The 23,914-nt window shown below is 61.9% G+C and carries 24 protein-coding genes; 5 read left to right on the top strand and 19 right to left on the bottom strand.

Features of this window, described 5'->3' with window-relative positions:
* From BSF44_RS06900 to BSF44_RS06850, 11 genes are all read right to left on the bottom strand, one after another.
* On the bottom strand, positions 1-1,827 hold the full coding sequence (locus tag BSF44_RS06900) for a secretin N-terminal domain-containing protein (RefSeq protein WP_095942865.1): 1,827 nt from the start codon (positions 1,825-1,827) through the stop codon (positions 1-3).
* The gene (locus BSF44_RS06895) at positions 1,824-2,342 is read right to left on the bottom strand and encodes a hypothetical protein (protein WP_095942864.1); all 519 of its coding nucleotides are present in this window, start codon (positions 2,340-2,342) and stop codon (positions 1,824-1,826) included. Before BSF44_RS06895 ends, BSF44_RS06900 begins: the two co-directional genes overlap by 4 nt.
* Complete coding sequence (locus BSF44_RS06890) at positions 2,342-2,890, bottom strand: pilus assembly protein PilO (protein WP_095942863.1); 549 nt, start codon at positions 2,888-2,890, stop codon at positions 2,342-2,344. The genes BSF44_RS06895 and BSF44_RS06890 overlap by 1 nt, the downstream gene beginning before the upstream one ends.
* The gene (locus tag BSF44_RS06885; RefSeq protein WP_095942862.1) at positions 2,877-3,422 is read right to left on the bottom strand and encodes a PilN domain-containing protein; all 546 of its coding nucleotides are present in this window, start codon (positions 3,420-3,422) and stop codon (positions 2,877-2,879) included. Before BSF44_RS06885 ends, BSF44_RS06890 begins: the two co-directional genes overlap by 14 nt.
* Position 3,423: 1 nt before the next feature.
* Positions 3,424-4,227, bottom strand: coding sequence for a hypothetical protein (locus BSF44_RS06880; RefSeq protein ID WP_095942861.1), 804 nt, complete (start codon positions 4,225-4,227; stop codon positions 3,424-3,426).
* On the bottom strand, positions 4,208-5,914 hold the full coding sequence (locus tag BSF44_RS06875) for a GspE/PulE family protein (RefSeq protein WP_095942860.1): 1,707 nt from the start codon (positions 5,912-5,914) through the stop codon (positions 4,208-4,210). Before BSF44_RS06875 ends, BSF44_RS06880 begins: the two co-directional genes overlap by 20 nt.
* Before the next feature lie 84 nt (positions 5,915-5,998).
* A complete protein-coding gene (locus tag BSF44_RS06870) occupies positions 5,999-6,532 on the bottom strand; it encodes a response regulator (RefSeq protein ID WP_095942859.1) in 534 nt (177 codons plus the stop codon).
* A 364-nt stretch (positions 6,533-6,896) separates the two neighbouring features.
* Positions 6,897-8,444, bottom strand: coding sequence for an ABC transporter substrate-binding protein (locus BSF44_RS06865; protein ID WP_095942858.1), 1,548 nt, complete (start codon positions 8,442-8,444; stop codon positions 6,897-6,899).
* The gene (locus tag BSF44_RS06860) at positions 8,441-8,653 is read right to left on the bottom strand and encodes a hypothetical protein (RefSeq protein ID WP_224790055.1); all 213 of its coding nucleotides are present in this window, start codon (positions 8,651-8,653) and stop codon (positions 8,441-8,443) included. Before BSF44_RS06860 ends, BSF44_RS06865 begins: the two co-directional genes overlap by 4 nt.
* Positions 8,650-9,306, bottom strand: coding sequence for an SCO family protein (locus BSF44_RS06855; RefSeq protein WP_095942857.1), 657 nt, complete (start codon positions 9,304-9,306; stop codon positions 8,650-8,652). Before BSF44_RS06855 ends, BSF44_RS06860 begins: the two co-directional genes overlap by 4 nt.
* A 200-nt stretch (positions 9,307-9,506) precedes the next feature.
* Positions 9,507-10,115: a lytic transglycosylase domain-containing protein gene (locus BSF44_RS06850; RefSeq protein ID WP_095942856.1), complete on the bottom strand. Its 609-nt coding sequence runs from the start codon at positions 10,113-10,115 to the stop codon at positions 9,507-9,509.
* 194 nt (positions 10,116-10,309) lie between these two features.
* On the opposite strand from BSF44_RS06850, the gene gspG reads away from it, so the two are divergent.
* From gspG to BSF44_RS30630, 3 genes are all read left to right on the top strand, one after another.
* Positions 10,310-10,744 carry a type II secretion system major pseudopilin GspG gene (gene gspG, locus BSF44_RS06845; RefSeq protein WP_095942855.1) on the top strand — a complete coding sequence of 145 codons (435 nt, stop codon included), beginning with the start codon at positions 10,310-10,312 and terminating at the stop codon, positions 10,742-10,744.
* A gap of 14 nt (positions 10,745-10,758) precedes the next feature.
* On the top strand, positions 10,759-11,946 hold the full coding sequence (locus BSF44_RS06840; RefSeq protein ID WP_095942945.1) for a type II secretion system F family protein: 1,188 nt from the start codon (positions 10,759-10,761) through the stop codon (positions 11,944-11,946).
* Positions 11,947-12,100: 154 nt separating this feature from the next.
* The gene (locus BSF44_RS30630) at positions 12,101-12,676 is read left to right on the top strand and encodes a hypothetical protein (RefSeq protein ID WP_095942854.1); all 576 of its coding nucleotides are present in this window, start codon (positions 12,101-12,103) and stop codon (positions 12,674-12,676) included.
* 152 nt (positions 12,677-12,828) lie between these two features.
* On the opposite strand, the gene BSF44_RS06830 is transcribed toward BSF44_RS30630, so the two are convergent.
* Positions 12,829-13,725, bottom strand: coding sequence for a LysR family transcriptional regulator (locus BSF44_RS06830; protein ID WP_095942853.1), 897 nt, complete (start codon positions 13,723-13,725; stop codon positions 12,829-12,831).
* 159 nt (positions 13,726-13,884) lie between these two features.
* Between BSF44_RS06830 and BSF44_RS06825 the strand changes: the two genes are divergently transcribed.
* Together BSF44_RS06825 and BSF44_RS06820 are read left to right on the top strand one after the other, a co-directional pair.
* Positions 13,885-14,904, top strand: coding sequence for an alpha/beta hydrolase (locus tag BSF44_RS06825; protein WP_095942852.1), 1,020 nt, complete (start codon positions 13,885-13,887; stop codon positions 14,902-14,904).
* 192 nt (positions 14,905-15,096) lie between these two features.
* A complete protein-coding gene (locus BSF44_RS06820) occupies positions 15,097-16,524 on the top strand; it encodes a mechanosensitive ion channel family protein (protein WP_095942851.1) in 1,428 nt (475 codons plus the stop codon).
* A 123-nt stretch (positions 16,525-16,647) separates the two neighbouring features.
* Here BSF44_RS06820 and ycaC read toward each other — a convergent pair whose 3' ends face one another.
* From ycaC to BSF44_RS06775, 7 genes are all read right to left on the bottom strand, one after another.
* Positions 16,648-17,274, bottom strand: a complete 627-nt coding sequence (gene ycaC, locus BSF44_RS06815) for an isochorismate family cysteine hydrolase YcaC (RefSeq protein WP_095942850.1) — start codon at positions 17,272-17,274, stop codon at positions 16,648-16,650.
* A 70-nt stretch (positions 17,275-17,344) separates the two neighbouring features.
* Positions 17,345-19,183, bottom strand: a complete 1,839-nt coding sequence (locus BSF44_RS06810; protein WP_095942849.1) for an amidohydrolase — start codon at positions 19,181-19,183, stop codon at positions 17,345-17,347.
* Positions 19,183-19,791, bottom strand: coding sequence for an antibiotic biosynthesis monooxygenase (locus BSF44_RS06805; RefSeq protein ID WP_095942848.1), 609 nt, complete (start codon positions 19,789-19,791; stop codon positions 19,183-19,185). The genes BSF44_RS06810 and BSF44_RS06805 overlap by 1 nt, the downstream gene beginning before the upstream one ends.
* Entirely contained in the window at positions 19,784-20,200 is a 417-nt protein-coding gene (locus BSF44_RS06800; RefSeq protein WP_095942847.1) for a DoxX family protein, read from the bottom strand. The genes BSF44_RS06805 and BSF44_RS06800 overlap by 8 nt, the downstream gene beginning before the upstream one ends.
* Positions 20,201-20,450: 250 nt before the next feature.
* Positions 20,451-20,810 (bottom strand): DUF6124 family protein, encoded by a 360-nt coding sequence (locus BSF44_RS06795; RefSeq protein WP_095942846.1) that lies wholly within the window; start codon positions 20,808-20,810, stop codon positions 20,451-20,453.
* A gap of 957 nt (positions 20,811-21,767) precedes the next feature.
* Positions 21,768-22,688, bottom strand: a complete 921-nt coding sequence (locus tag BSF44_RS06780) for a LysR family transcriptional regulator (protein ID WP_095942844.1) — start codon at positions 22,686-22,688, stop codon at positions 21,768-21,770.
* A gap of 47 nt (positions 22,689-22,735) precedes the next feature.
* Entirely contained in the window at positions 22,736-23,725 is a 990-nt protein-coding gene (locus BSF44_RS06775; protein ID WP_095942843.1) for an MBL fold metallo-hydrolase, read from the bottom strand.
* Between the last annotated feature and the right edge of the window lie 189 nt (positions 23,726-23,914).

Below are 23,914 nucleotides of genomic sequence, written 5' to 3'. Positions count from 1 at the left end.
TCAAGGCTTCCCAACGGTAACGGTGGTGGCGATCGGGGCGTTCATGGGGTTGGTCTGAACCGCCGTGTTCATCGAACGGTCCGGTGCCTGGATGTGCATGCTGGTTTCGGTACCGGTCTGGAATTCCATGTCCGACGGGCTCTGGTACGGCAGGTTGCGCACGATCCGAGGGGTGATCGACAGCACCAGTTCGGATTTGATGACGTCGTCCCTGTTGCTGCCGAACAGGCGACCCAGGCCGGGAATGTCGCCAAGGCCGGGAATCTTGTTGCCGGTAGCGCCGTGGTCGTCGCGCACGAGCCCTGCGAGAATCTGGGTTTCGCCGTCATGCAGACGCAAGGTGGTCTGGGCGTTGCGGGTATCGACCTGGACCGGAATGGTGCCCTGAGCGGTCGGCGTCAGCGGCGTGGCGTTACTGACTTCCAGCGCGATCTTGATCGCCACTTCGTTGTTCAGGTGCACGATGGGCTGCACTTCGAGCTTCAGACCGACGTCGAGGTAGGTCACGCTTTCGGTGATCACCGGGCCCTGGGTCGAAGGCACCGAGGTGGCGCTGATGATCGGCACGCGCTGACCGATGTGGATGCGCGCCTGTTCGCGGTTGCTGACCCGAATCACGGGGCTGGCCAGGGTATTGATGTCCTTGTCCTGGGCATTGATCTTGGCCTGGGGCGATGGCGAGATCGTGATGCGGCCGGAGTTGATGCCCTTGAGCTGATCGAGAAGCGTCACCGCCGACCCGTCGCTATTGACCACGCCGAAGGTGTTGGGCCATTGCAGGCCAAGGTCGAGGATGCGTTGGCGGGCGACTTCCATCACTTCCACTTCCAGCACCACTTCCGGATTGGACTGATCCTGCGATTGCAGCAGTTTTTCCGCCATGCGCACCGCGTCACCGGTATCGCGCATGGTCAGGGTGTTGAGACGTTCATCGACGAACACGTCACGGGTCTTGAGCATGGTCTTGATCATGTTCAGCGCCGTGTTGGCATCGATGCTGGTCAGGTAGAAGGTGCGCATCACCAGCTCCTGGTAATCCTTGATCTTCTGCGGCGAGTCCGGGTAGATCAGCACAGTGTTTTCATTCACCACTTTCTGATGCAGCTGGTTCTGTTGCAGCAACAGTTCCACGGCGTCTTCGATACGCACGTCACGTACGAAGATCGTGGCTTTCATGTCCGGGCGCAGGTCCTTGTCGAAGATGAAGTTCAGGCCGGCGACCTGGGACAGCACCTCGAAAATGGTCTTGAGGTTGGCATCGCGAAACTCCAGGGTCACCGGCCGGTCAAGGCGCGTACGCAGTTGCGGGTACTGCACCACGTTGCGGCTCTGCACCAGGCGAATACTGTCTTGCAGTTCCAGGGCGCCGTCGTTCTTCGGGTCCAGTTCGAGAATCTGTTTGACCTGGCGGTCGGCACCGTAGATGTCACCGCGACGCAGGTCGCTACGGGCCAGTTCGAGTTTCTCATCCATGCTGCGCAGGTAGTCCAGCTGGCGCAGGGAATCCTGGGCACGACGGTTGTTCGGTTCGATGTTCAAGACCCGGCTGTAAGTCATGCGGGCCCCGGCGAAATTACGTTGGGCCCGGTCCATGTCGGCCTGGGAGAGCAACGACGTCACGGCGAGGGCCCGTCCGCTGTTGAGAGCCATGTGCAATTCGGTATCGCGAGGGTTTTCTCGCAATCCCTCTTCGATGCGCGCCAGACCGGCTTCGTACTGGCCCGATTCGATCAGGGCCGAAGCTTCATCTCTGGCGACCTGCGCCGAACTGCATGCGGCCAGCCCTGCGCACAGAAAAAGGCTCATCAGCAAACGGGATTTGTTCATTCCGTACTCCCCACAGACAAGGTCTGCGCCAAACGCAAAGGCAGGTAGACCAGGCTCAGTTCCTTATCGGAAATCCGCTCGATCCGCCAGGTTTCGTCGATGACATCCCCTTTGCGCACGACGTATATTTTTTCGCCGCTCTGCAGGAACACCTGCAGATCGGATCGATCATGCAGCCTGCCGACAAACTGGAAGGGCAACGGTGGCGCAGTGGGGACTTGCACCACCGGCGTAACGACTACCGGTTGTTCAGTGACGGTGCCGGGGGCCGGCTCCGCTTTCCAGCTGCGGGCGGCGAACAGGTCGCCTGCCGGGCTCAGGTCCTTGATCGGCGCCAGCGCAGCGGTGCTCGATGCAGCCGTCGATGCGCCAGGGGTCTTGACCTTGGCTGGCATCGCCACGGTGGCCACCGCGGGGTCGCTGTCATCGGTCTGATCGAAGAATGCGGGGAGCCAGGCGAACGCTGCCGCTACACCGAAGAACGCCACCCAACCCACCACTCGCTTGGTATTCATCATGACCTCGACAGGTAAAGGGTCATGCGAATCCGCCCGGTCAGGTCAGTTTCGGCGATATTCTTGCGCGAAAGCTCCACATCCTCGAGTACCACCGCCGGCAACTGGCCGAGCAAGGCGTGCAGGAATCGCCGCAGTTGCGGATAGCTGCCACGTACCGGCAGCAGAATCTGATAACGGGCCAGGTGGGTCTTGGGGTCCACGCCCAGGGAATATTCACCCCGGGACAAGGTGATGTGTTCCTGGGCGGCCATGGCGTAGATCTTGTCGATGGCCACGGTCGCCTGGGGCTGGGACGGCAACTTACTGCGGAAATCGTCGAGCTGGCGCTGGGGCACCACCGGCGCGGCCACTGTGCCGTCTTCGACCCTGGCCAGGTACTCGGTGGCTTCGCGGGTCTGCTGGCTGAGGTTTTGCAGCGACTCCCAGTCCGGCAGCAACCCCACCAGGCCATAGCTCAGCGCCAGCACCAGCATGGTCATCCCTGCCAGACCCGGAACGCCCAGGCCTTGCAGGTATTCGTGGACGATCAATTTATGGATTTGCATCGCCGATCTCCCACGTAGCCGACAGGCTGAACTGCACCGGGTGTTCCGGCACGTTGGCGACAATTTCGTGGCTCAGCAGTGATACGTCGGACAGCTCGTCGCTGGCTTCGAGGCGGCGGTGGAAATCGAGCATGGCTTCCAGGTCCAGCGCTTCGGCGCTGATCCGCAGCTGGCCCTTGCGGGCGTCCGGGGTCAGGGTCAGCAGGGCAATGTTGTCTCGCGGCATGGCTTCGAGGGTGGCGAACAGGCGCTCCCAAGGGCGGCGCAACTGTTGGGAGACCTTGCGCATTTCCGCCAGGTTCTGCGCCTGCTCGCGGATTTGCGCCGGGGTCAGGCTGAGCTTGCTGCCGGTATCGCCGGTGAGCACCCGCTGAGTAGTCTGCAGGTGGCCTTGCTGTTGTTCGGCCTCGTTGCTCAAGTGCTGTTGCACCAGCAGGCAGGTCAGTGTCAGCACCACGCCAGCGGCCAGCAGGCTCCAGCCCAGAGGGCCTGCACGGCGTCGCGGCTGAAAGTCGAGCATCAGGGGGCGCATGTCAGGCCACCGCCCGAGACATGAGGTACAGGCAATCGCGTACGGCTGTCCGGTCTTCTTCGAGGGTGCGCAGCTGCACACCAGGCACGTCGGGTGGCGAATCGATGCGCGCCGGTGCATGCAGGTAGACATTCAACGGCCGTTCGCTGGTGGACGCCTGCAACTGGTGTTCACGACCGATCAGCGCGGTCAGCGCGGCATCGCTGTCGCTGCTGCCCACCGAGCGCACCGAAGTCCAGCGCCCTTCCCGGGCCAGCAGCAACACGCTGCGTACCGGTTCGGCGACCACGAACAGGAAGTCCCCGGCCTCAAAGCTTTTATCGAAATGGTTGAACGCCGTCATCAGGTACGGCTGCACCGAACGCAGGCGCAAACCGCGAGCGCTGACCAAGGCGCGCAGGCGTTCGAGCAAGTCCTGTGGCAGCGCGGTGGCGATGCGGTCGTAACCGGCGGGTTCGGCCGAGAGCACCAGACTCCAGGGCTGCGTCGAGGCACCGTAGAGGTCTTCGAAACACAGTTGGGCGAAGCCCTGCAATTCGGCCGGGCTGCTGATCTGCTCACTCCAGGGCACCAGGCAATAGCGGCTGAAGTGCCCGGAAATCACTACGGTCAGTTCCGCCCTGGCAACGCTGTGATCGGCCAGCAAATGGTCGAGGGTATCGAGGGCCACCGCCCAGGCCTGGAAGCCTTCGTCGATGTAGCCGACACTGCCCAGCCATTGGGTTGCAGCGCCTTGCCGTTGCCCCAGGCCAACACCGCTGGCGCCGAGCACGGCGACAAATTGCTCACGAGATAAAAGTGACACGATTGATCTCCTCGAGCGTCGTCCGGCCTTGTTCCACCATTTCCAGCGCCGACTCGCGCAACAGGCGCAAGCCACGTTTGCAGGCGTGCGCCTTGATTTTCGAAATGGGTTGGCGCTCGACGATCATTTGCCGCAATTCGTCGTCCAGGTGCAGCAGTTCGGCAATCGCACTACGCCCGCGATAACCGGTGCCCCGGCAATGCCCGCAACCCTTGCCGTGGACGAACTGGTAGTGAGCGACCTTTTGCCGATCCAGCCCCGAGACCTCCAGCTCTTCTTGCGTCGGGCTGTAAGGGCTGCTGCAACTGGTACAGACCAGTCGGATCAAACGCTGGGCCAGCACGGCATTGAGTGCCGAGACCAGGCTGTAGGGATCGATTTCCATCTGGGTGAAACGGCCGATCACGTCGAACACGTTGTTGGCGTGGATGGTGGTGAACACCAGGTGGCCGGTGAGCGCCGATTGCACGGCGATCTGTGCGGTGTCCGGGTCGCGGATTTCACCGACCATGATCTTGTCCGGGTCATGGCGCAGGATCGAACGCAGGCCCCGGGCGAAGGTCAGGCCTTTCTTCTCGTTGACGGGGATTTGCAACACGCCCGGCAACTGGTACTCCACCGGGTCTTCAATGGTGATGATCTTGTCCACGCCATGGTTGATCTCGGTGATCATCGCGTACAGGGTGGTGGTCTTGCCGCTACCGGTCGGCCCGGTCACCAGCACCATGCCGTAGGGTTCGGCGGCCAGCCGGCGCAACTGGCGCAGGGTTTCTTCTTCAAAGCCCAGGGCCTGCAACTGCACGCCGCAGACCTTGTCCGCCAGGTCCTGTTTGTCGAGCACCCGCAGCACCGCGTCTTCCCCGAAAATACTCGGCATGATCGACACCCGGAAGTCGATCTGCCGGCCGCTGATGCCGATCTTGAAGCGGCCATCCTGGGGCACGCGTTTTTCGCCGATGTCCAGTTCGGCCATGACCTTGACCCGGGAAATCACCTGCTCGGCGAACTCGCTGCCCTGGATCTTGCTGATGTTGTTGAGCACACCGTCGATCCGGTATTTGATCACCAGGCCGCTGCCGGTGGTGCCGAGGTGGATGTCGCTGGCGTGCATTTTCAGCGCATCGTACAGGGTCGAGTTGACCAGTTTGACCACGACGCTGGAGTCTTCGCTGATGCTGGTCAGGGACAGGCTTTGCAGATTATCGATTTCGGCGCCGGCGTCGCTCTGGGCGTTGAGCGACTCCACCGCATGGAAACTTTCTTCGTGACGCGCCAGGTAGGCCTTCAGGTCATCGGCATGCACCAGGTACAGCGGCGCGCCTTGCAGGCATTCATCGATCCAGGCCAGGCGCGCACTGTCGAAGGGGTCGGCGAACACACCGATGACCGCATCGTTATGACGCAGCAGGATGAATTCGCGCTTGAGGCATTGGGCCAGGGTCACCCGGTCGAACACCGGGGTGGCATTGAACAGGCTGTCGGTGTCGAGCACCGGGTAGTGCAGGGTTACGCCGAGGCTTTGAATGAAAGGCATGGGAGCCAGATCGCACAGTCCCCCCAGGGCGTCCAGCATCCGCTCGCCGGAACGGGTGGCCAGGGCTCGGGCCTGGGCCAGTTGTTCACTGCTGAAACGAGTCGGTGCACATTCCGGTTGCGCCGGTTCTACGGCAAGGGATAGACGGTCCATGGCTTGCTCTCCAACGCCCGGGGCTTTGGGCCCTGTCGACGCGGCGAGCCATTTCGGCGGGGGCCGGAACGTCTTGTCGCGCCACTACTCCCCGGTGAGCAATTGTTCGTCGTCTGGCGCCATGGAGGCCGATGTACTTTTTCGGCGATCTGCCAGCACCCAGCTACCGTCGTACAACTGCAGCGGGAAACTCTCGGTCCTGCTCTGGCGTCGTTCGACAAAGCCTTCAGAAGTGCTCACCCCCGCTTTGGGTTCGCGCTTTACCCCTAGAAGATCAAGCACTGCACGGGCCAATTCCGCCAAAGGAAACGGCTTGAACAGGATATGGCTGACGCCCAGTTGCCGGGCCCGCTCGCAAACCTCTGCGGTTGGATGCCCTGTGATCAGCACGAAATGACACTTCCTGTTCTGGCGGACGACATCGAGCAGCTGAAAGCCTTCCATATCGGGCAAACGGTAATCGAACACCATCACATCGGGCGCGAAATCGCCAGCTTCAGCGATTCCCTGCGCACCGTCGTGGGCAATCCGGACTTCCAGTGCTTGCGCCTGCAGGTAATCCTGGAGGTTCTGCGCCAGCAACTGTTCGTCATCAACAACCAGTACTTTGTTTAACAAGGTGGACTCCTTGAAACCGCAGGTCCGGGTATTGAACCTGACGGAGTACGCGCCCTGACAGGACTTACGCACACTTCATGCCAGGCTGGGTGCCAGTAAATTTAGGTCTTCATGTCCTTGAATTTAAAAAACAATGCCTTTTCGTACCGCAATTCCATCCCCCAAAAACGGGGAAAGCGACCGGATTGGCACTGGATTTTTCCCCCCACTGTTGGGGAAACCCCCTATTGATCGTCAATCCGTTCGATTCGATTGCGCGAGCGCAATGGCGCCGACGCCCTCATGGCGATTAAGCGTACCCCTGCGGTTTCGACAGTGGAAGCGTCGGTACCGGACGGTATCGAGTTTCATGATCGGCCTCCGGTCAGGGTTTTGCGGCAATGGGTTTATAGGGTGCAACCAGATAGAAACGCTGGTCCGGCAGATCCACCGTGACGATATGGGCACCGCTCAAGCCCAGGCGCCGGCCCGGACCAAAGCTCATCAGCGGCGTCAGCCCGGTATCGAAGTCATGCAGGCCCTCCAGGGCCCTGACCAGTTTCTCGCGACTGGCATCGCGCCCGGCCTGCTTCATGCCTTCGCTGAGCAGCATCATCGAACTGAACGCCCCCACTTGCAGCACCGCGTGCTGACCGCCGAGACCCTGATGTTCGCGCAACTGGGTCAAGGCCAGACGCCCGGCCAGGGTCCAGTCGCTGGGCACGAACGGAAAGGCCAGGAACACCCGCCGGGAAAATCCGCTGGGAACCTGCATCAGATTGCCCGCCACCTGGTTCGAGGCGGCGAACAGGTAAGGCACCTGTCCCGCCGTTTGCAAGCGCTCGGCCAGTCGACTGAAGCCGCTGCTGCTGCCCAGGTAGAACACCGAGCGCGACCCCAAGGGAAAGTCATCCCCCGCCGGGTCATAGGCTTGCAAGCGCACCTTTTGCCAGGCGTGCCCCTGCAAGTACTTGCCGAGTTCCTGCGCGGCCAGCCGTTGCCCGGGTTCGTCCGGGTAGGCGATCAGCGTCGGCCCCTGAAGCACCCGCAGGCTGGCACTGGCGTAGTCGGCCAGGGCGATCAATTGCTCTCGAAGGCCCGGCAACGGCTCGAATATCTGCGGGCTGGCGTGGGGCGTGCCCTGCAGGGACAGCGGCCCGATCAGGGGAATGCCGGCCTGTTCCAGACGCACGGCGAAGTTCACGTCCAATGCCGGTGCCAGCGGTGCGATCAGGGCAAACACCTGCTCTTCATCGATCAACCGGTCCAGCGCCTTTTCGGCACTGGCGCGGTCGACGCCGGGGTCAAGGATGGTCAGGCGCAACTGCCGGCCATGAATTCCGCCCGCCTCGTTGATGCGCGCCACGCAGCCGTTGAGCACCGCCGCCACCGTGACGCCCTCCTCGCCCAATGGCCCGGAACCCGGCAACAACGTGCCCAGGTGCAGACTGTCGGGAGCCAGTCCCGGAACGCGGTCTTCGGCCAGGTGCTTGAGGTACGCCGTGAGGTTGCGTTGATCCGTCATCGACAACACGAACCGTGGCATCGTCGAATCGAGCCGATTGTTGCCCGGATCGCGCCCCTCCTGTACCGCCCGCGCCAGGGTGCTTTCGCTGTAGGCCGGATAACTGCGGCCGTTGACGTGCTGCTGGCCATGGCTGCTGGCCAGTCGCGACCAGCGCAGGTCCGGCGGTCGCACCTCGCCTTCCACGCGTCCGAGGCCATCTTCGCCATGACAACCGGCGCACGGCAGGCGGGTGGCCGGCAGCATGCCCGCTGCGCCGACCCGGACCATGACCGGTTCGCCGCTGGCCGACACGCCTTCGTGGTACAGCCGTTTACCGGCACTTTCGCTGAGGCTCAGCGGCAGTGCCTGGGCGGTGAGCACGATGCCGCCGAAGAGCAGCAGGCCAAGGACCAGGGCAGTATTCATGGCCGTGGCTCAGCGGCCGGCCACGGGCATTGCCAACCCCATACAAGGTCCATTTGCACCTTGTCGTCGGTAAGAAAAAACCAGTGGGGCCCATTGATGCCCTGTTTCAAGGTGCAAGCCTTGAGTACCGCCGCAGGGTTGCGCAGCGGATCACTGGTAAGGGAGATAAAGGTGCTGCCGTTCCGGTGGAACCCATCGATGGCGCTCATGGCTGATGCTCCATGGCGATGGCGGTGTGCTTGGCGTGGGCGTTGCGTTCACCCCTGAGCCTCTCGACGGCCCGGGCCAGCTCCGTCGGGTCGGTGAGGCCGTAGTAGCGGGTCCAGATACGGTTGTTGCCGTCCCCCACCAGAATCAGCGGCGAGTGGTTCTCGAAGCCACCGCTGTAGGCGCCCAGTCCCTTGAGGGTGGCATCGACCGACTGTGGCGAACCGGTCAGCCAGCTCCAGCCCGGGCCTTTCTGGAAGGTGCGGGCGTAGTCGTTCAGGCGTTGGGGATCATCACGCTGCGGGTCGATGCTGATCGACACCAGTTGCACCTCGGTGCCGACCCGCGCGCCCAACTGTTTTTGCACCCGGCCCATGATCGAGGACACCACCGGGCAGACCGTGGTGCAGTTGGTGTAGATGAAACCCATGACCACGATCTTGTTGCCCACCAGGTCTTTTTCCAGGCTGACGACCTTGCCGTTCTGGTCCAGCAGGGCCACATCGGCAAACCTGATCCGGGCAGTCTCCGGGCTGGCGGTGTTGGTCGTCATGTCGTGCCCGGTGTGCTCGTCCATCGAGTGAGCCAGCGCCTGGTCGATACCGAAGACCAACAGGCAGAACGTCAGCAGGCCGCGATGCGCGAATCGGTCCATGTCAGTTTCCTCTTGGTGGTGTATCGCCACTTCTCGACAAATCGACCGGAGCAATCCGCATGCCACAATAAAATACGTTATTAATCAGCTTGTTATAGTCACGACTGGATGAATCGGGGGGATATTCCCCACCCAGTCCCCCCACTTTTTCGCCGGGGCCACCATTCCCCACTATTGGGGAAAATTCCCCGGGCTTTCGATCACAGCGGCGAATCCGCGGGCAGCCCCTGCAAACGCCGATACTGGTTCAGCACGCTGGGCACATAACGCTGGGTTTCGGCGAACGGCGGGACCACGTTGCCCCGGCTGAGCACCGCTTGCGGGCCGGCGTTATAGGCCGCCACGGCGAGGCGGATATCGTTGTCGAACATCGTCATCAGGCGCTTGAGATAGCGGGCGCCGCCCTGGATGTTGGCCTTGGGGTCGTAAACATTGGTCACACCCATTTCGCGGGCGGTGGCGGGCATCAACTGCATCAGCCCGCGAGCGCCCTTGGGTGAGGTGGCGCGGGCGTTGTAGCGCGATTCGGTCTTGATCACTGCGTGAATCAGCGCCGCCGGCAGTTCGTTGGCCGTGGCCGCCGCCGCCACCAGCTCGGCATAGGGTTGCGCGGCGATCATCTGCGGTTGCTGATCGAGGCTGACCACCGCCGCATCGGGCTCACGAATCACCCGTTCATAGTGGCGTCCGGGGCGGTGGACATTGGACAGAACGTAGCTGCCATTGGCGTCCACGGAAACAAAAACATCGGCCTGTGCGGCGCCTGCCAGCACAAGAAGACCCAGCAATCCGGTGGTGAGTGTTTTCATTGTTATACCTCCCCTTCCGGCCCCGAAAATTGGGGGTATTGCCCCAATGGCCAGTCGTGCACCAGCCATACGCAAGCACTGTGCCGTAAGCGAAAAGGCCCGTAGTACGGGGGAGTCGCCAGGATCAGCAATCGTGAGCATGGCAATTGCATGGAGTTATCTGGCTACTCTGCTGCCGACTGTGTGAGGTCATCATGAATCAGCGACTGCGTTATGCCAGGCGAACCCAAAGCGGGTTCACCTTGCTCGAACTGTTGGTGGTGCTGGTGGTACTGGGGTTGTTGGCCGGCCTCGTGGCGCCGAAGTATTTCGCCCAACTTGGCCGTTCCGAAGTGAAAGTGGCCAAGGCGCAAATAGAAGGCTTGAGCAAAGCCCTGGACCTTTACCGCCTGGAGGTCGGCCATTACCCATCGACCGAACAGGGTTTGCAGGCACTGGTCACCGCCCCCGCCGACGAACCGCGCTGGACCGGCCCGTACCTGCAGAAAAAGCTCCCGCAAGACCCCTGGGGCCGCAACTACAGCTATCGCTATCCCGGTGAAAACAGCGAGTACGACCTGTTGTCCATGGGCAAGGACGGGCAGCCCGGTGGCGAAGGCGAGAACGCCGAAGTCACCAACTGGAACTGACGGGAATGGCGACCATGCGCTTTCATCTCAAGGCCGTCGGCAAAGCCGGTGTGGTCTCAATGACCGTCGAGGCACCGGGGCACAGCGAAGCCAGGCGCATCGCCGAGGACCAGGGCCTGCGGGTGGTCAGCCTGCACGCCGAGCGACATTGGCGCGCGTTGCGCCTGCACAGGCGCGAGACGTTCAACCTGGTGTTGTTCAGCCAGGAACTGACCACCCTGCTCAATGCCGGCCTGCCGTTGATCGATGCACTGGAAAGCCTGGCGGAAAAGGAAAACGCGCCACAGGCCCGCAAAACCTTGAACGAACTGGTCCGCCTGCTGTACGAGGGCAAATCGTTTTCCCAGGCCCTGAGCCAGCTGGCGGCGGTTTTCCCGCCGCTGTATGTAGCGCTCGTGCAGTCCAGCGAGAAGACTGGCGCCGTGGGCGATGCCCTGGGCCGCTATGTGAGCTATCGCCAGCGCATGGACGAGGTTCGCCAGAAGATCATCAGCGCTTCGATCTACCCCTTGCTGTTGCTGGTGGTGGGCGGTGGCGTGGTTTTGTTTTTGATGGGATATGTCGTACCGCGCTTCAGCCTGGTGTTTGAAGGGCTGGGGTCGAACCTGCCATGGATGTCGCAGATCCTGATGAGCAGCGGCATGTTCCTGCACACTCACCAGGGTGAATTCTTCGGTGGCTTGCTGGCCATCATCGTCGCCCTCACCCTGCTCCAGCGCCAACCGGCCTTTCGTCGGGGGCTGGACCGTCTGATCGAAAAACTCCCCGCGGTGCACCAGCGCATCTTCATGTATGAGCTGGCGCGCTTCTACCGTTCGCTGGGGATTCTGCTGCAAGGCGGCATCCCCCTGGTCACCGCCATGGGCATGGTCCGTGGCCTGCTCAGCGTCGCCTCCCGCACGCGCCTGGACCAGGCCTGCGACCGGGTGCGCGAGGGGCAATCACTCTCTGCCGCGCTGGAACTCAATCACCTGGTGACCCCAGTGTCCCTGCGCCTGCTGCGCGCCGGCGAACAGTCCGGCAACCTCGGGCAGATGATGGAGCGCAGCGCCGACTTCTACGACGAAGAAATCAGCCGCTGGATCGAATGGTTCGTACGGCTGTTCGAACCCTTGCTCATGACCTTCATCGGCCTGTTGATCGGGGTGATCGTGATCCTGATGTACATCCCGATTTTCGAGTTGGCCTCGAGCATTCACTGACCCTCTGAAACAGGGCCTGCTATACGTCGCTTTTTCAACGTTCCAGCCGAATAAATCGGTTCGCTGAACTGTTCATCAAGTTCCTGCGGGGAAAAAAGCAGCACATTGCAATATTCATCAACGTTCCAATCTGAATAAAAAGACGGAGAACGACATGCTTATCAATAAGCTTTTACTGGCAGTAGCTATTGGCGCGGTTCTGTCGGCGTCTACCGTGTTGATTCCGGACAGCCTGTCCGGAGTTTCCAGTGCTCAGGCCAAGGATGGGGGTAGTGGCGGCGGTGGTGGTGGAAGTGGTGGTGGCGGCGGCAGTGGCGGCGGCGGCGGTGGTAGCGGTGGTGGCGGCGGCAGTGGAGGCGGCAGCGGTGGTGGTGGTGGTGGCGGTAGTCACGGTGGAAGCGGCAGTGGTGGCAACAGCGGCAGCGGCCACAGTGGCGACCATGGCAGCAACAGTGGCCATGGCAGTGCCAACAGCGGTTCGAGCCACTCCGGATCGACCTCGTCCTCAGGACGCAGCGGCACCCATGATGAACCCGGGGATGACCATGGCGTCCATGCCAATGGTGAGCCTGGCGATGACCGTGGCGTTCATGCCAATGGCGAGCCCGGCGATGATCGTGGCGTCCATGCCAATGGCGAGCCCGGCGATGACCGTGGCGTCCATGCCAATGGCGAGCCCGGCGATGACCGTGGCGTTCATGCCGAGCCCGGTGATGACAAAAGGAGCTGATTTACACTGACTCCCACACAACACAAAACCCTGTGGGAGCAAGCTTGCTCGCGATGGCGGAGTGTCAGGCAACAGAAATATTGCATGACCGAATGTCATCGCGAGCAAGCTTGCTCCCACAGTGGTCAATGTAAGTCAGACAATCCACCGCTCTACAACCCACCCTCAGACTGATCCAGTTCCTCGCGCAAGAACTCAACCAGCGCCTGCACCGGCCGCGAACTCTGCCGGTGTTGCGGATAGACCGCCGATAACGTCAACGGCTCCGGCCGCAAATCCTCCAGCACCTCCACCAGCCGTCCATCCTTGAGTGCCGAGCCGACAATGAACGTCGGCAAATACGTAATCCCCAACCCGGCGATCGCCGCATCCTTGAGCACCTCGCCGTTGTTGACCCGCATCCGCCCGGTGACGTTGGCAGTCAGCGGCTTGCCCTGCCCCGCAAACCGCCATTGCACCTGGCGACCATGGCCGTACGGCAGGCAGTCGTGACCGTGCAAGTCTTCAGGCTTGAGCGGTGTGCCGCGCTCGGTCAGGTACGCGGGGCTTGCGCAGTACACCCGTTCAATGGAGGCAATGCGGCGGGCGATCAGTGTCGAGTCTTCCAGTGTGCCGATGCGCAGCGCCAGGTCGTAGCCCTCACCGAGCAAATCCACGGGACGATCACTCAAATCCATCTCCACCGTCACGTCGCGATAGCGCTGCAAAAACACCGGCAACAGGCAGCCCAGATGCGCCAGTGCGAACGACAGCGGCGCACTCACGCGAATGGTCCCCCGTGGTTCGGTGGTCTGGCCGGCAATGCCCTGCTCCACCTGCTCGACTTCGCTGAGCAGGCGCAAGGCTGACTCGTAATAGCTCTGCCCCAGCGGCGTGACGTCCAGGCGCCGGGTCGAGCGATTGAGCAAGCGCACGCCCAGACGCTCTTCGAGTTGCATCAAGCGGCGGCTGACAAACTGCTTGGACAGCCCCAGTTGATCGGCGGCCGCCGTGAAGCTGCCGGAGTCCATGACCTGGCAAAAAATACGCATATCTTCGAAGGGGTTCATTGTCACTTCCCGGTTGACAGTCAAACACTTTATAGCCGCTTTTTCCCTTCCAGGCATCCTATTAATCTGTGTTCACGGTGTTGCTCAAGCCTGAACCACAGAGCTGGCAGCGACCTCATCCCAAGACGCTCAACGCCATCGGTTAAAAAGGATTTACCCATGAACCTCGTCCAGAAAACCCTGACTGCATCCCTCCTCGCCCTTTCCGTCGGCAACGCTTTTGCTGCTGGCAGCCCGGGTGTCGAACACAACACCCAGGCCTTCCTCGAAGCCCTCGCCGCCGGCGGTGGCAAACCGCTAGAACAACTGAGCCCGAAAGACGCCCGTGGGGTGCTGACCGGTGCCCAGGCGTCGGTGAAGGTTGACCTGTCCGGCGTGGAAGTCAGCGACAAGGCAATCAAGATTGACGGTCAGGCGATCAACCTCAAAGTGGTGCGCCCGGCCAAGGTCAAAGGTGAACTGCCGGTGTTCATGTTCTTCCACGGTGGCGGTTGGGTGCTGGGGGATTTCCCGACTCACCAGCGCCTGATTCGTGACCTGGTGGTAGGTTCCGGCGCGGTCGCGGTGTACGTCGACTACACGCCGTCGCCGGAAGCGCATTACCCGACCGCGATCAACCAGGCCTACGCCGCAACCCGCTGGGTGGCCGAACACGGCCATGAGATCGGCGTCGACGGCAAGCGCCTGGCCGTGGCCGGCAACAGCGTCGGCGGCAACATGGCGGCGGTCGTGGCCTTGATGGCCAAGGAACAAAAAACCCCGGCCCTGCGTTTTCAACTGCTGATGTGGCCGGTGACCAACGCCCGGTTCGATAGCGCGTCGTACCAGCAATTTGCCGAAGGCCACTTCCTGACGCAAAACATGATGAAGTGGTTCTGGGACAACTACACCACCGACGCCGGCGAACGTGCGCAGATTCATGCCTCGCCGCTCAACGCCAGCACCGAGCAGCTCAAAGGCCTGCCGGCCGCCCTGGTGCAGACCGCCGAGTTCGACGTGCTGCGCGACGAAGGCGAAGGTTATGCCCGCCACCTCGATGCGGCGGGTGTGCCGGTGACTTCGGTACGCTACAACGGCATGATCCACGACTTCGGCCTGCTCAATCCGCTGAGCCGGATTCCTGAAGTCAAGTCGGCGGTGCGCCAGGCTGCGCTGGAGCTCAAGACTCATTTGCAGTGAGTCCATGCCCTTCACCACACACTGGTGAAGGGCTTTTCTGTGGGACCGAGCTTGCTCGCGATGGCGGTATCACATCCAGCATTGAAGTTGACTGATCCTCCGCTTTCGCGAGCAGGCTCGCTCCCACAAAAAGCTCCCTTGCCACAAAAACACTCTCCACCTGCGCGACCTCATTTCTACCGGAGCATGCCCATGTCCTTTCTCCTCGGTCACCTGCTCTCCCTGAGCACCCTGCTGCTGGCCATCGACGCCCTGCTCTGGCACCTCGCGCCATTCAAGCATCGCGTCAGCCGGGTCGGCGTGCGCCTGGCGCTGTTTGTGCTGTTCAGCGCAGTGCTCATCAACGCCGGCGTCAGCCCGTTGCAGGCGCCGTTGTTTGCCGATGATCCCGTGGCGCAACTGGGGGCCACGGCACTGGGGATTCTCTGGTGGCTGTACACCGCGCGGGTGCTCACCGAAGTGATCGGTCTGGCCCTGATGCGGCGCATCGGCCACAGCGGCCGGCTGTTGCAGGATGTCATCGGCGCACTGGTGTTCCTGATTGCCGTGGTCGCCGCCGCCGGCTACGTGCTGGAGCTGCCGGTGAAAGGTTTGCTGGCGACCTCCGGCGTTGTCGCCATCGTGGTGGGCCTGGCATTGCAGAGCACCTTGAGCGACGTGTTCTCCGGCATCGTGCTCAACACCACCAAGCCGTACCAGGTCGATGACCGGGTTTCCATCGACGGCATTGAAGGCAAGGTGCTGGACATCGACTGGCGTGCCACCCACCTGCTGACCAGCGCCGGCAGCACGGCGGTGGTGCCCAACTCGGTGGCGGCCAAGGCAAAGATCGTCAACCTCAGCCGCCCGTTCAATGTGCACGGCGTGTCGATCAGCATTCTGGTGCCCAACCACATCCGCCCGCGCCGGGTACTCGATGCGCTGGACCGCACCCTTCAGGGCAGCAGCAGCCTGCTGCTCGATCCACCGCCGAAAGCCGTGCTCAAGGAGGCCGGCGAAACCATGTCCGAATACGTGGCCAGTGGCTTCATCGCCGAATTGGGCAAAAAGGGCGAAGTGCGCAATCAACTGTTCGACCTGGCCCATCGGCACCTCGAAGCGGCAGGCATTTCCCGGCAACCCGATGGCGTGATCGAGCCGTCGACCCGTGCACGGGCCTTGCTCGATGAAGTGAAAATCTTCCGCTCCCTGAGCGCAGAGGAACGTGATCGACTGGCCCAGAACATGGTGGCGCAGCAATACGCGGCCGGTGAGGTGGTGCTGGATCTGGATGAAGTGCCAGACAGCCTGTTCGTCATCGCCACCGGCGTGGTCAGCGCCACTGTCCCCGACGGCGGCACGCAGATCGAAGCCGGGCGCATGGGGCCGAGTGAAGTCATGGGCGAACAAAGCATCCTCGCCGACACACCGTCCCAGGCACGGTTCACCGCCATGACCTCAAGCATCATCTACCGTCTCGACAAATCCCTGACCCGCAGTTGCATGGTGCAACGACGGGAAGTCGACCGGGCGTTGAACAAGCTGCAGGCGGTGCGCCAGCAGAACAGCCGCATGGCGTTGATGGCCAAGCCGGTGGCGGTCAGGAAAGGTGGGTTTTTGAGTTGGTTGCAAAAGCGTTGATCAACGGTTCACACAAAACCTTGTAGGAGCGAGCTTGCTCGCGATAGCGGTGGATCAGCCAGCATCGATATTGAATGGCAGACCGCAATCGCGAGCAGGCTCGCTCCTACAAGTGCAGCGTACTTACTTGGCCGTGAACTTTGTGTAGCTGTTGATCAGGTTGCGATAGTTCGGCAAGCGCTCGGACAGCAGGTTGGCCAGGCCTTCCATGTCGTTGCGCCAGTCACCTTGCAGCTCGCAGGCCACGGAGAACCAGTTCAGCAGGTGCGCACCGGCGGCCGACATGCGTGCCCAGGCGGCTTGTTGCACGGTGGTGTTGAAGGTGCCGGAAGCGTCGGTCACTACAAACACTTCAAAGCCTTCGGCAATGGCCGACAGGGTCGGGAACGCCACACACACGTCGGTTACCACACCGGCGATGATCAGTTGCTTGCGACCGGTGGCCTTGATCGCCTTGACGAAGTCTTCGTTGTCCCAGGCGTTGATCTGGCCCGGGCGTGCAATGAACGGCGCGTCCGGGAACTGCGCCTTCAGCTCCGGCACAATCGGACCGTTCGGACCGCTGTCGAAACTGGTGGTGAGGATGGTCGGCAGTTTGAAGAACTTGGCGATGTCGCCCAGCGCCAGCACGTTGTTCTTGAACTCGTTGGGCGAGAAATCCTGTACCAGCGAAATCAGACCGGTCTGGTGGTCGACCAGCAAAACCACGGCATCGTCTTTGTTCAGGCGTTTGTACGGAACGTTGCTCATTGGAAACTCCTTGATGGATGGTTGTCGCAGTCAGCGCCGACCGGTTGGGCCGGCGCTTTTTTTGAATTCGTCAGAAGGCAAAACACGAGCAGCCAAAGGCGCCCCAGAAACCGGCGAAATCGCTGACCGGCGCGTTCGACAGACGCGCCCGTTCATGACTGTGGGAATGCACCGCACACGGACCGCTGCAATGGTGAACCTGGGCCTGCATTGGCGAGGTCGGACGCCAGTGGCCCGGCACCTTCACCACCGGCGACCAGTCCGGCAGTACCGGCACACTGGCCGGCCCGAGCTTCTCGAAGTCACCGGCGCCGTACACCACCTTGCCGCCGACCACGGTCAACACCGATTCGATCCACTTGATGGCCTCTTCATCGACGCTGAAAAAATCCGCGCTGAGGGCCGCGACGTCGGCCAGTTGCCCGACCTTGATCTGGCCCTTCTTGCCTTGCTCCGACGAGAACCAGGCGCTGCCGTGGGTGAACAGTTCCAGCGCCGTCAGGCGTGAAAGGCCTTCGGCGTGCAACTCCATGCCGCCGACGGTGCGACCGCTGACCATCCAGTACAACGAGGTCCACGGGTTGTAGCTCGACACCCGCGTCGCGTCGGTACCGGCGCCCACCGGTACGCCCTCGGCCAGCATGCGTTTGATCGGTGGCGTGGCTTCGGCCGCTTTCGCGCCGTAACGCTCGACGAAATATTCCCCCTGGAACGCCATGCGATCCTGGATCGCAATGCCGCCACCCAGTGCCCTCACCCGCTCGATGTTCTGCGGGGTGATGGTTTCGGCGTGGTCGAAAAACCATGGCAGGCCATTGAACGGAATGTCGCGGTTGACCTTCTCGAACACATCGAGCATGCGGCTGATGGATTCGTTGTAGGTGGCGTGCAAACGGAACGGCCAGCGTTGCTCGACCAGATGGCGCACCACCGGTTCCAGCTCGGCTTCCATGGTTTGCGGCAGGTCCGGGCGCGGTTCGAGGAAGTCTTCGAAGTCCGCCGCCGAGAACACCAGCATTTCCCCGGCGCCGTTGTGCCGCAGGAAATCGTCGCCCTGGTGCAGCTTCACGCTGCCGGTCCAGTTCTTGAAGTCGGTCAACTCTTCCTTGGGCTTCTGGGTGAACAGGTTGTAGGCGATGCGCACGGTCAGTTGCTCGTCTTTCGCCAACTGCTCGATCACCTGGTAATCGTCCGGGTAATTCTGGAAACCGCCGCCGGCATCGATGGCACTGGTCAGGCCCAGGCGATTGAGTTCACGCATGAACTGACGGGTCGAGTTGACCTGATACTCCAGCGGCAGCTTCGGCCCCTTGGCCAGGGTCGAATACAGAATCATCGCGTTGGGCCGCGCCACCAGCATGCCGGTCGGCTCGCCGTTGGCGTCACGCACGATCTCGCCACCCGGCGGGTTCGGCGTGTCGCGGGTGTAGCCGGCGACACGCAACGCGGCACGGTTGAGCAAGGCGCGGTCGTACAGGTGCAGCACGAACACCGGCGTGTCCGGTGCCGCCTGATTGAGCTCCGCCAGGGTCGGCATGCGCTTTTCGGCAAACTGGAATTCGTTCCAGCCACCGACCACCCGCACCCACTGCGGTGTCGGCGTGCGGTCAGCCTGATCCTTGAGCATGCGCAAGGCATCGGCCAGGGACGGCACGCCTTCCCAGCGCAGTTCCAGGTTGTAGTTCAAGCCGCCACGGATCAGGTGCAAGTGCGAGTCGTTGAGCCCGGGGATCACGCAGCGGCCCTTGAGGTCGATCACTTGGGTGCCGGAACCCCGCAGGGCCATGGCTTCGGCATCGCTGCCGACCGCCACAAAACGCCCGTCGCTGATCGCCACGGCGCTGGCGAGCGGTTTTTCGCGGTCAACGGTATGGAATTGACCATTGAACAGAATCAGATCGGCGTTCATCACGGTTCCTCGTGCAATGTTGAGGGAGACAGCCAGGGCGCGAACAGACGCGTCGCCATGGGCATGAAGAGGTAAACCACCGACAACACGATGGTCAGGGTGATCAGGAAGGTGGCCACCACGTAATTGGAGAGCAAGGCGTTGAGCTGTAGCAGCGGCCCCCAGAGCAGCGGCACCAGCAAGGTGTGCGGCAGGATTACCAGCAGCGTCACCACGGCCTGCTTCCAGCGCGGCGGTGGCGTACCGGCCTCGGCCTGAGGCGAGAACCAGAACTCGTTGACCGGATTGACTTCGGTCTGGTCGCCATCGGCGAGCATCGGCGCGGCTTCGTTGACCAGTTGTTGGCGCTGCGGTGAGTCGAGCCAGTTCTGCATCGCCTCGGTCGAGCAAAAGCGCAGCACGCAGGTGTAGGTGTCCAGGCCGGCATTCTTGCCACGTACCACATCCACGCCCAGGTGCCCGACGTTCTGCGCGGCCACCTTGACGATGTTGCGCAGCCAGGCTTCATAAGGCACTTCGAAACCGGCCTTGACCCGGTGCTTGACGATCAGGGTCACCACCTCATCAGGCCCGGGACTTGCCGGCTCACGGCGATTGGATTCAGACATAACGCAAGGCTCCGGCGAAACGGACATTGAGCGCCAGCCGTCCCGGCCCGGCGATGAAAATGCTGGTGAACACGATCAGCAACAGCCAGCCGAACTGGCCCTCGAAGAGCGTCCACTGCGGATGCACGACCAACATCGACACCCACAGCAGAAACAGAATAGGCAAACACGCCAGACGCGCCAGCAACCCGGCGACGATCAGCAGCGGGCACACCACCTCGGCGAAAATCGCCAGCAGCAGCGTCAGGTTCGCGCCCAGCTGGAAAGGGTCTTCGATGTTTTGCAGCTCGGCGCTGTAGTGCAGCAGCTTGGGCAAACCATGCACCCACAACAGGAACAAACTGCCGCTGACCCGCAGGAACAGCAGCCCCCAGTCTTGCGCCCGATCATCGCGTCGCGAAGCGTCCATGGCCTACCCGCACAAATGAAAAACCACCGGCGTCGATGCGCCGGGACTGGATTCGATAGTGCCGGGACGGGGGGAGGAAAAATTGAATGTACGTGCTCTGTTTGCGGGAAGACCGAGAGTGGCCAAACGGCATGGAACCCTTTGGGAGCTTGCTCGCGATTGCGGTGGGTCAGTCGACATCCATGCTGAATGTGATGCAGCCATCGCGAGCAAGCTCCCACAGGGTTACTCGTTGCTTGCGGTTACTCGGTTAGCCTTGCGGATCGAGATTATCCAGCGCGCGATTCACCGCCAACTCGCCCAACATGATGATCTGCGCAATGCCCAGCAGCGCATTGCGATGAGGACTTTGCAGAAACCCCGCAAGGTCACTGGCCATGATGCTGGCCGAGGCCAGGGATTCGCAGGCGTGGGCCAATAGCGTTTCAGTGTTGATGTCGGGGGCGATGACAAACATCGTGCTGGGTTTGTGCGATGGAGCCGGGTCTTTTGCGGGGTTCAGGTAGTGATCCAGCGCGCGGTCGGCGGCTTCGTGGAGCTTTCTGGAGTCGAGCGAGTCGTAGGGGGAAACGTCGTCGGATTGCGGGGGATTGGGGGTTGGTTTGAACATGGCGGAGCTCCTTTATACCTGGTGAAACCACCAAAACCCGTCGCTAAACAAGTAAGGGTGGCAGCTGTACGCAGGTTAGCGAACCGGGAGGTATAAGACCCGGCAGACCCGAAGGCCTCCCGCGCACAGCCACCATGTCGAAAATTGCAGACTGGAGCCTTGTTGCGCTTATACCTGGTCGGGTCGCTAAACCCGGTCGCTGAATTTGCAGCGACAGGGAAACGATAAAGACCGGGTACAAGACTCACAAGCCGGCGGATTCTGGCGTAGTTGTAGGCAACGACGCAAGGCGGCGTAGCTTTCAGGAATAGAGGCTGACGGCTTTTAAACAGCGCTGTCGGAACACTGCGTATTCCCTATGGGAGCGAGCTTGCTCGCGATGGCGGCATTACATCCGGCATTGGCGTTGACTGGTCCACCGCTATCGCGAGCAGGCTCGCTCCTACAGTGGATCAGCGTTTGTCTGTGAGAGATTGGTTGGCTGGCCCGCCGCCTTCGCGTTCAAGCCCGCTCCTACAGTGGATCAGCGTATGTCTGTGAGAGATTGGTCGGCTGGCAGGCCGCCATCGCGAGCAAGCTCGCTCCTACAGAAGAGCAAAGACAGAGCGCGTACACCGCGCCGCTTCTCACCACTCATCAGGCCGAGCGTTAGCTCGCCTGCAGCTCTTGATCTTGATCCACCCGCCCCCTCGGAAGGCTGAGTGGAGGTGTTTATCCGGGGATTGGCGCGCAGCGCCGTTCGACGCAGTCGAACTCATTGCATGTAGGTCGAAGCGAAGCCGACCGGAGGGCAATGCCCCCGGATGAATACCGCAGCGAAGGAACGCCGAGCCTCAGCGAGGGGCCGTACGTAAGGGGCGAGACCTTTTGGTTCCTTTTGGGGCGTTTGCCAAAAGGGACTCGCCGTAAGGGCGAAACCGCCAGCCGCCGTTACCGCAGAAACGGATATGTACTCAGTCAGGAGGGAATATCCAAAGCCACAGACATGAACTGACTGATCCGCGACCGCAACCACCGCTCCGCCGGATCATTGTCATGCACCCCACTCCAGGCCATCGACAACTGCGCCGCCTCGATCTCGAACGGCGGATCCTCGGCCCGCAACCCACACCCCTCAACCAACGCACACGCCGCATAATCGGGCACGGTGGCAATCATCTCGGTCCCGGCGAGCAACGCCCGCAACCCACTGAACTGCGGCACCCCCAGCACCACACGACGACTACGCCCGACCTTCGCCAGATCCAGGTCGATATTGCCGCTCAAGTCCCCCGAGAACGACACCATCGCATGGGGCCGCTCGCAGTACTCATCCAGGGTCAGCGTCCCCGGCCGGGTGTCGCCGCGCAGCACTTTGCAGGGAATATCGCGCAGCTTCTTGCGCTTGGCATTGGCCGGCAGATCCGTGGTGTAACTCACGCCCACCGAGATCTCTCCCGACGCCAGCAGCGCCGGCATCAACAGATAATTGGCCCGCCGCACGACCACGACAATCCCCGGCGCCTCTTCCTGCAATTGACGCAGCAATGGCGGAAACAAACCGAACTCGGCATCGTCCGACAGCCCGACGCGGAACACATCGCAACTGGTCGCCGGATCGAACTCCTTGGCCCGGCTGACCGCGCCGGAAATGGTATCCATGGCCGGTTGCAGTTCCTTGAGAATCGCCAGCGCCCGCGCCGTCGGTTCCATGCCGCGACCGTTGCGCAGCAACAAGGGGTCGTCGAACAGATCCCGCAGACGCCCCAGCGCGGCGCTCACCGCCGGTTGGCCCATGAACAGTTTTTCCGCGACACGGGTCAGGTTCTTTTCGAACATCAAGGCTTCGAAAATCACCAGCAGGTTCATGTCGACGCGACGCAGATCGTTACGGTTCATTGGCACGGGTTCCTTGTGTGTTCGGCCAGGCGCGAATGCCGTCGACTTTACTCGATCAACGGCACGTTTGCCGCTCGTTTGTACGGCCCGTACTCCACCGGCACCCACTGGAAATGCTTGTCTTCGGCGGTGATATGACCGATGCCGGGGAATGGCAGGTGCGCCGCCGTCACCCAGGTCTTGCTGGCGGCAGCGGCACTGAACACCTGGTTGCGGCTTTTGATCGCATGCTGGCTGTCGACGTCGAAACCGATCGACACCTCAGGATGCAAGAACTGCACGGCGAGGTTGTGCACCAGGTCGCCCATGAACAGGATGCTTTGCCCTTGAGACGTGAAACGGTACGTGGTGCTCCCCGGCGTGTGCCCGGCTTCCAGTTGCGCCTCGACCACACCCGGCAGCGGTGACTGGCCGGGGGTGAAGGTCTTGAAACGGCCAGCGGCAACGTAAGGCGCGGTGGAGTCCTGGGCGACCTTGAAGAAGCCCTTGGCCGCTTCCGGTGCCTTGGCCAATGCCTGCGGATCGAGCCAGTAGTCAGCCTCGGCCTTGGCGGCATACACCGTGGCGTTGGCGAACACCGGTTGCTGTTGGCCGTCCACCAGACCGCAGACGTGATCCAGGTGCAGGTGGGTGATCAGGATGGCGTCCACCTGTTCCGGTTTGTAGCCGGCCGCTTGCAGGTTGGCCGGCAGTTGGCCGGCGGTAGGACCGATGCACTGCCCTGCCCCGGTGTCGATCAGGACAAGCTGTTTACCAGTGTTGACCAGAAAGGCGTTGAAGGCGGTCTGTACCCCCGGGGTTTCAATCGAACGACGGGCCAGCAGAGCGCGGATCTGGCCCTGGCTCATGCCCTGCAATAGCTTGGGCGACAGATCGTTGTAGCCGTCGAACAGCGCCGTCACCTCGTAATCCCCCAGCGCCAGGCGGAAGTAACCGGGTACTTGTGTGCCAACCTGCGCGGGCGCCTGAGCCTGTGCACCGGCGCAGATCAGAACCAGGCCGATGGCGCCGAGCGTTCCCTGCAATGTCCGTTTCATCTGTTTACCTTTTTCAGGCCAAGCGGCGGTCCGTTATAGCCCGCTCCATTGTGCGCATCTTGTGCCAATCGCCATTGCCGGCACTTGCAACGATGTGCTGTGTTCACACCCTCGGGCATGGAATTAACAACGTTTAACTCGTCAGCCATAGCGGGCGCCTCCAACAATGAAGCCCTCAGCGCAGAACAG

Source organism: Pseudomonas sp. ACN8 (assembly GCF_002303925.1).
In the GTDB taxonomy this organism is placed as follows: domain Bacteria; phylum Pseudomonadota; class Gammaproteobacteria; order Pseudomonadales; family Pseudomonadaceae; genus Aquipseudomonas.
This window is presented reverse-complemented; position numbering and strand designations above follow the sequence as displayed.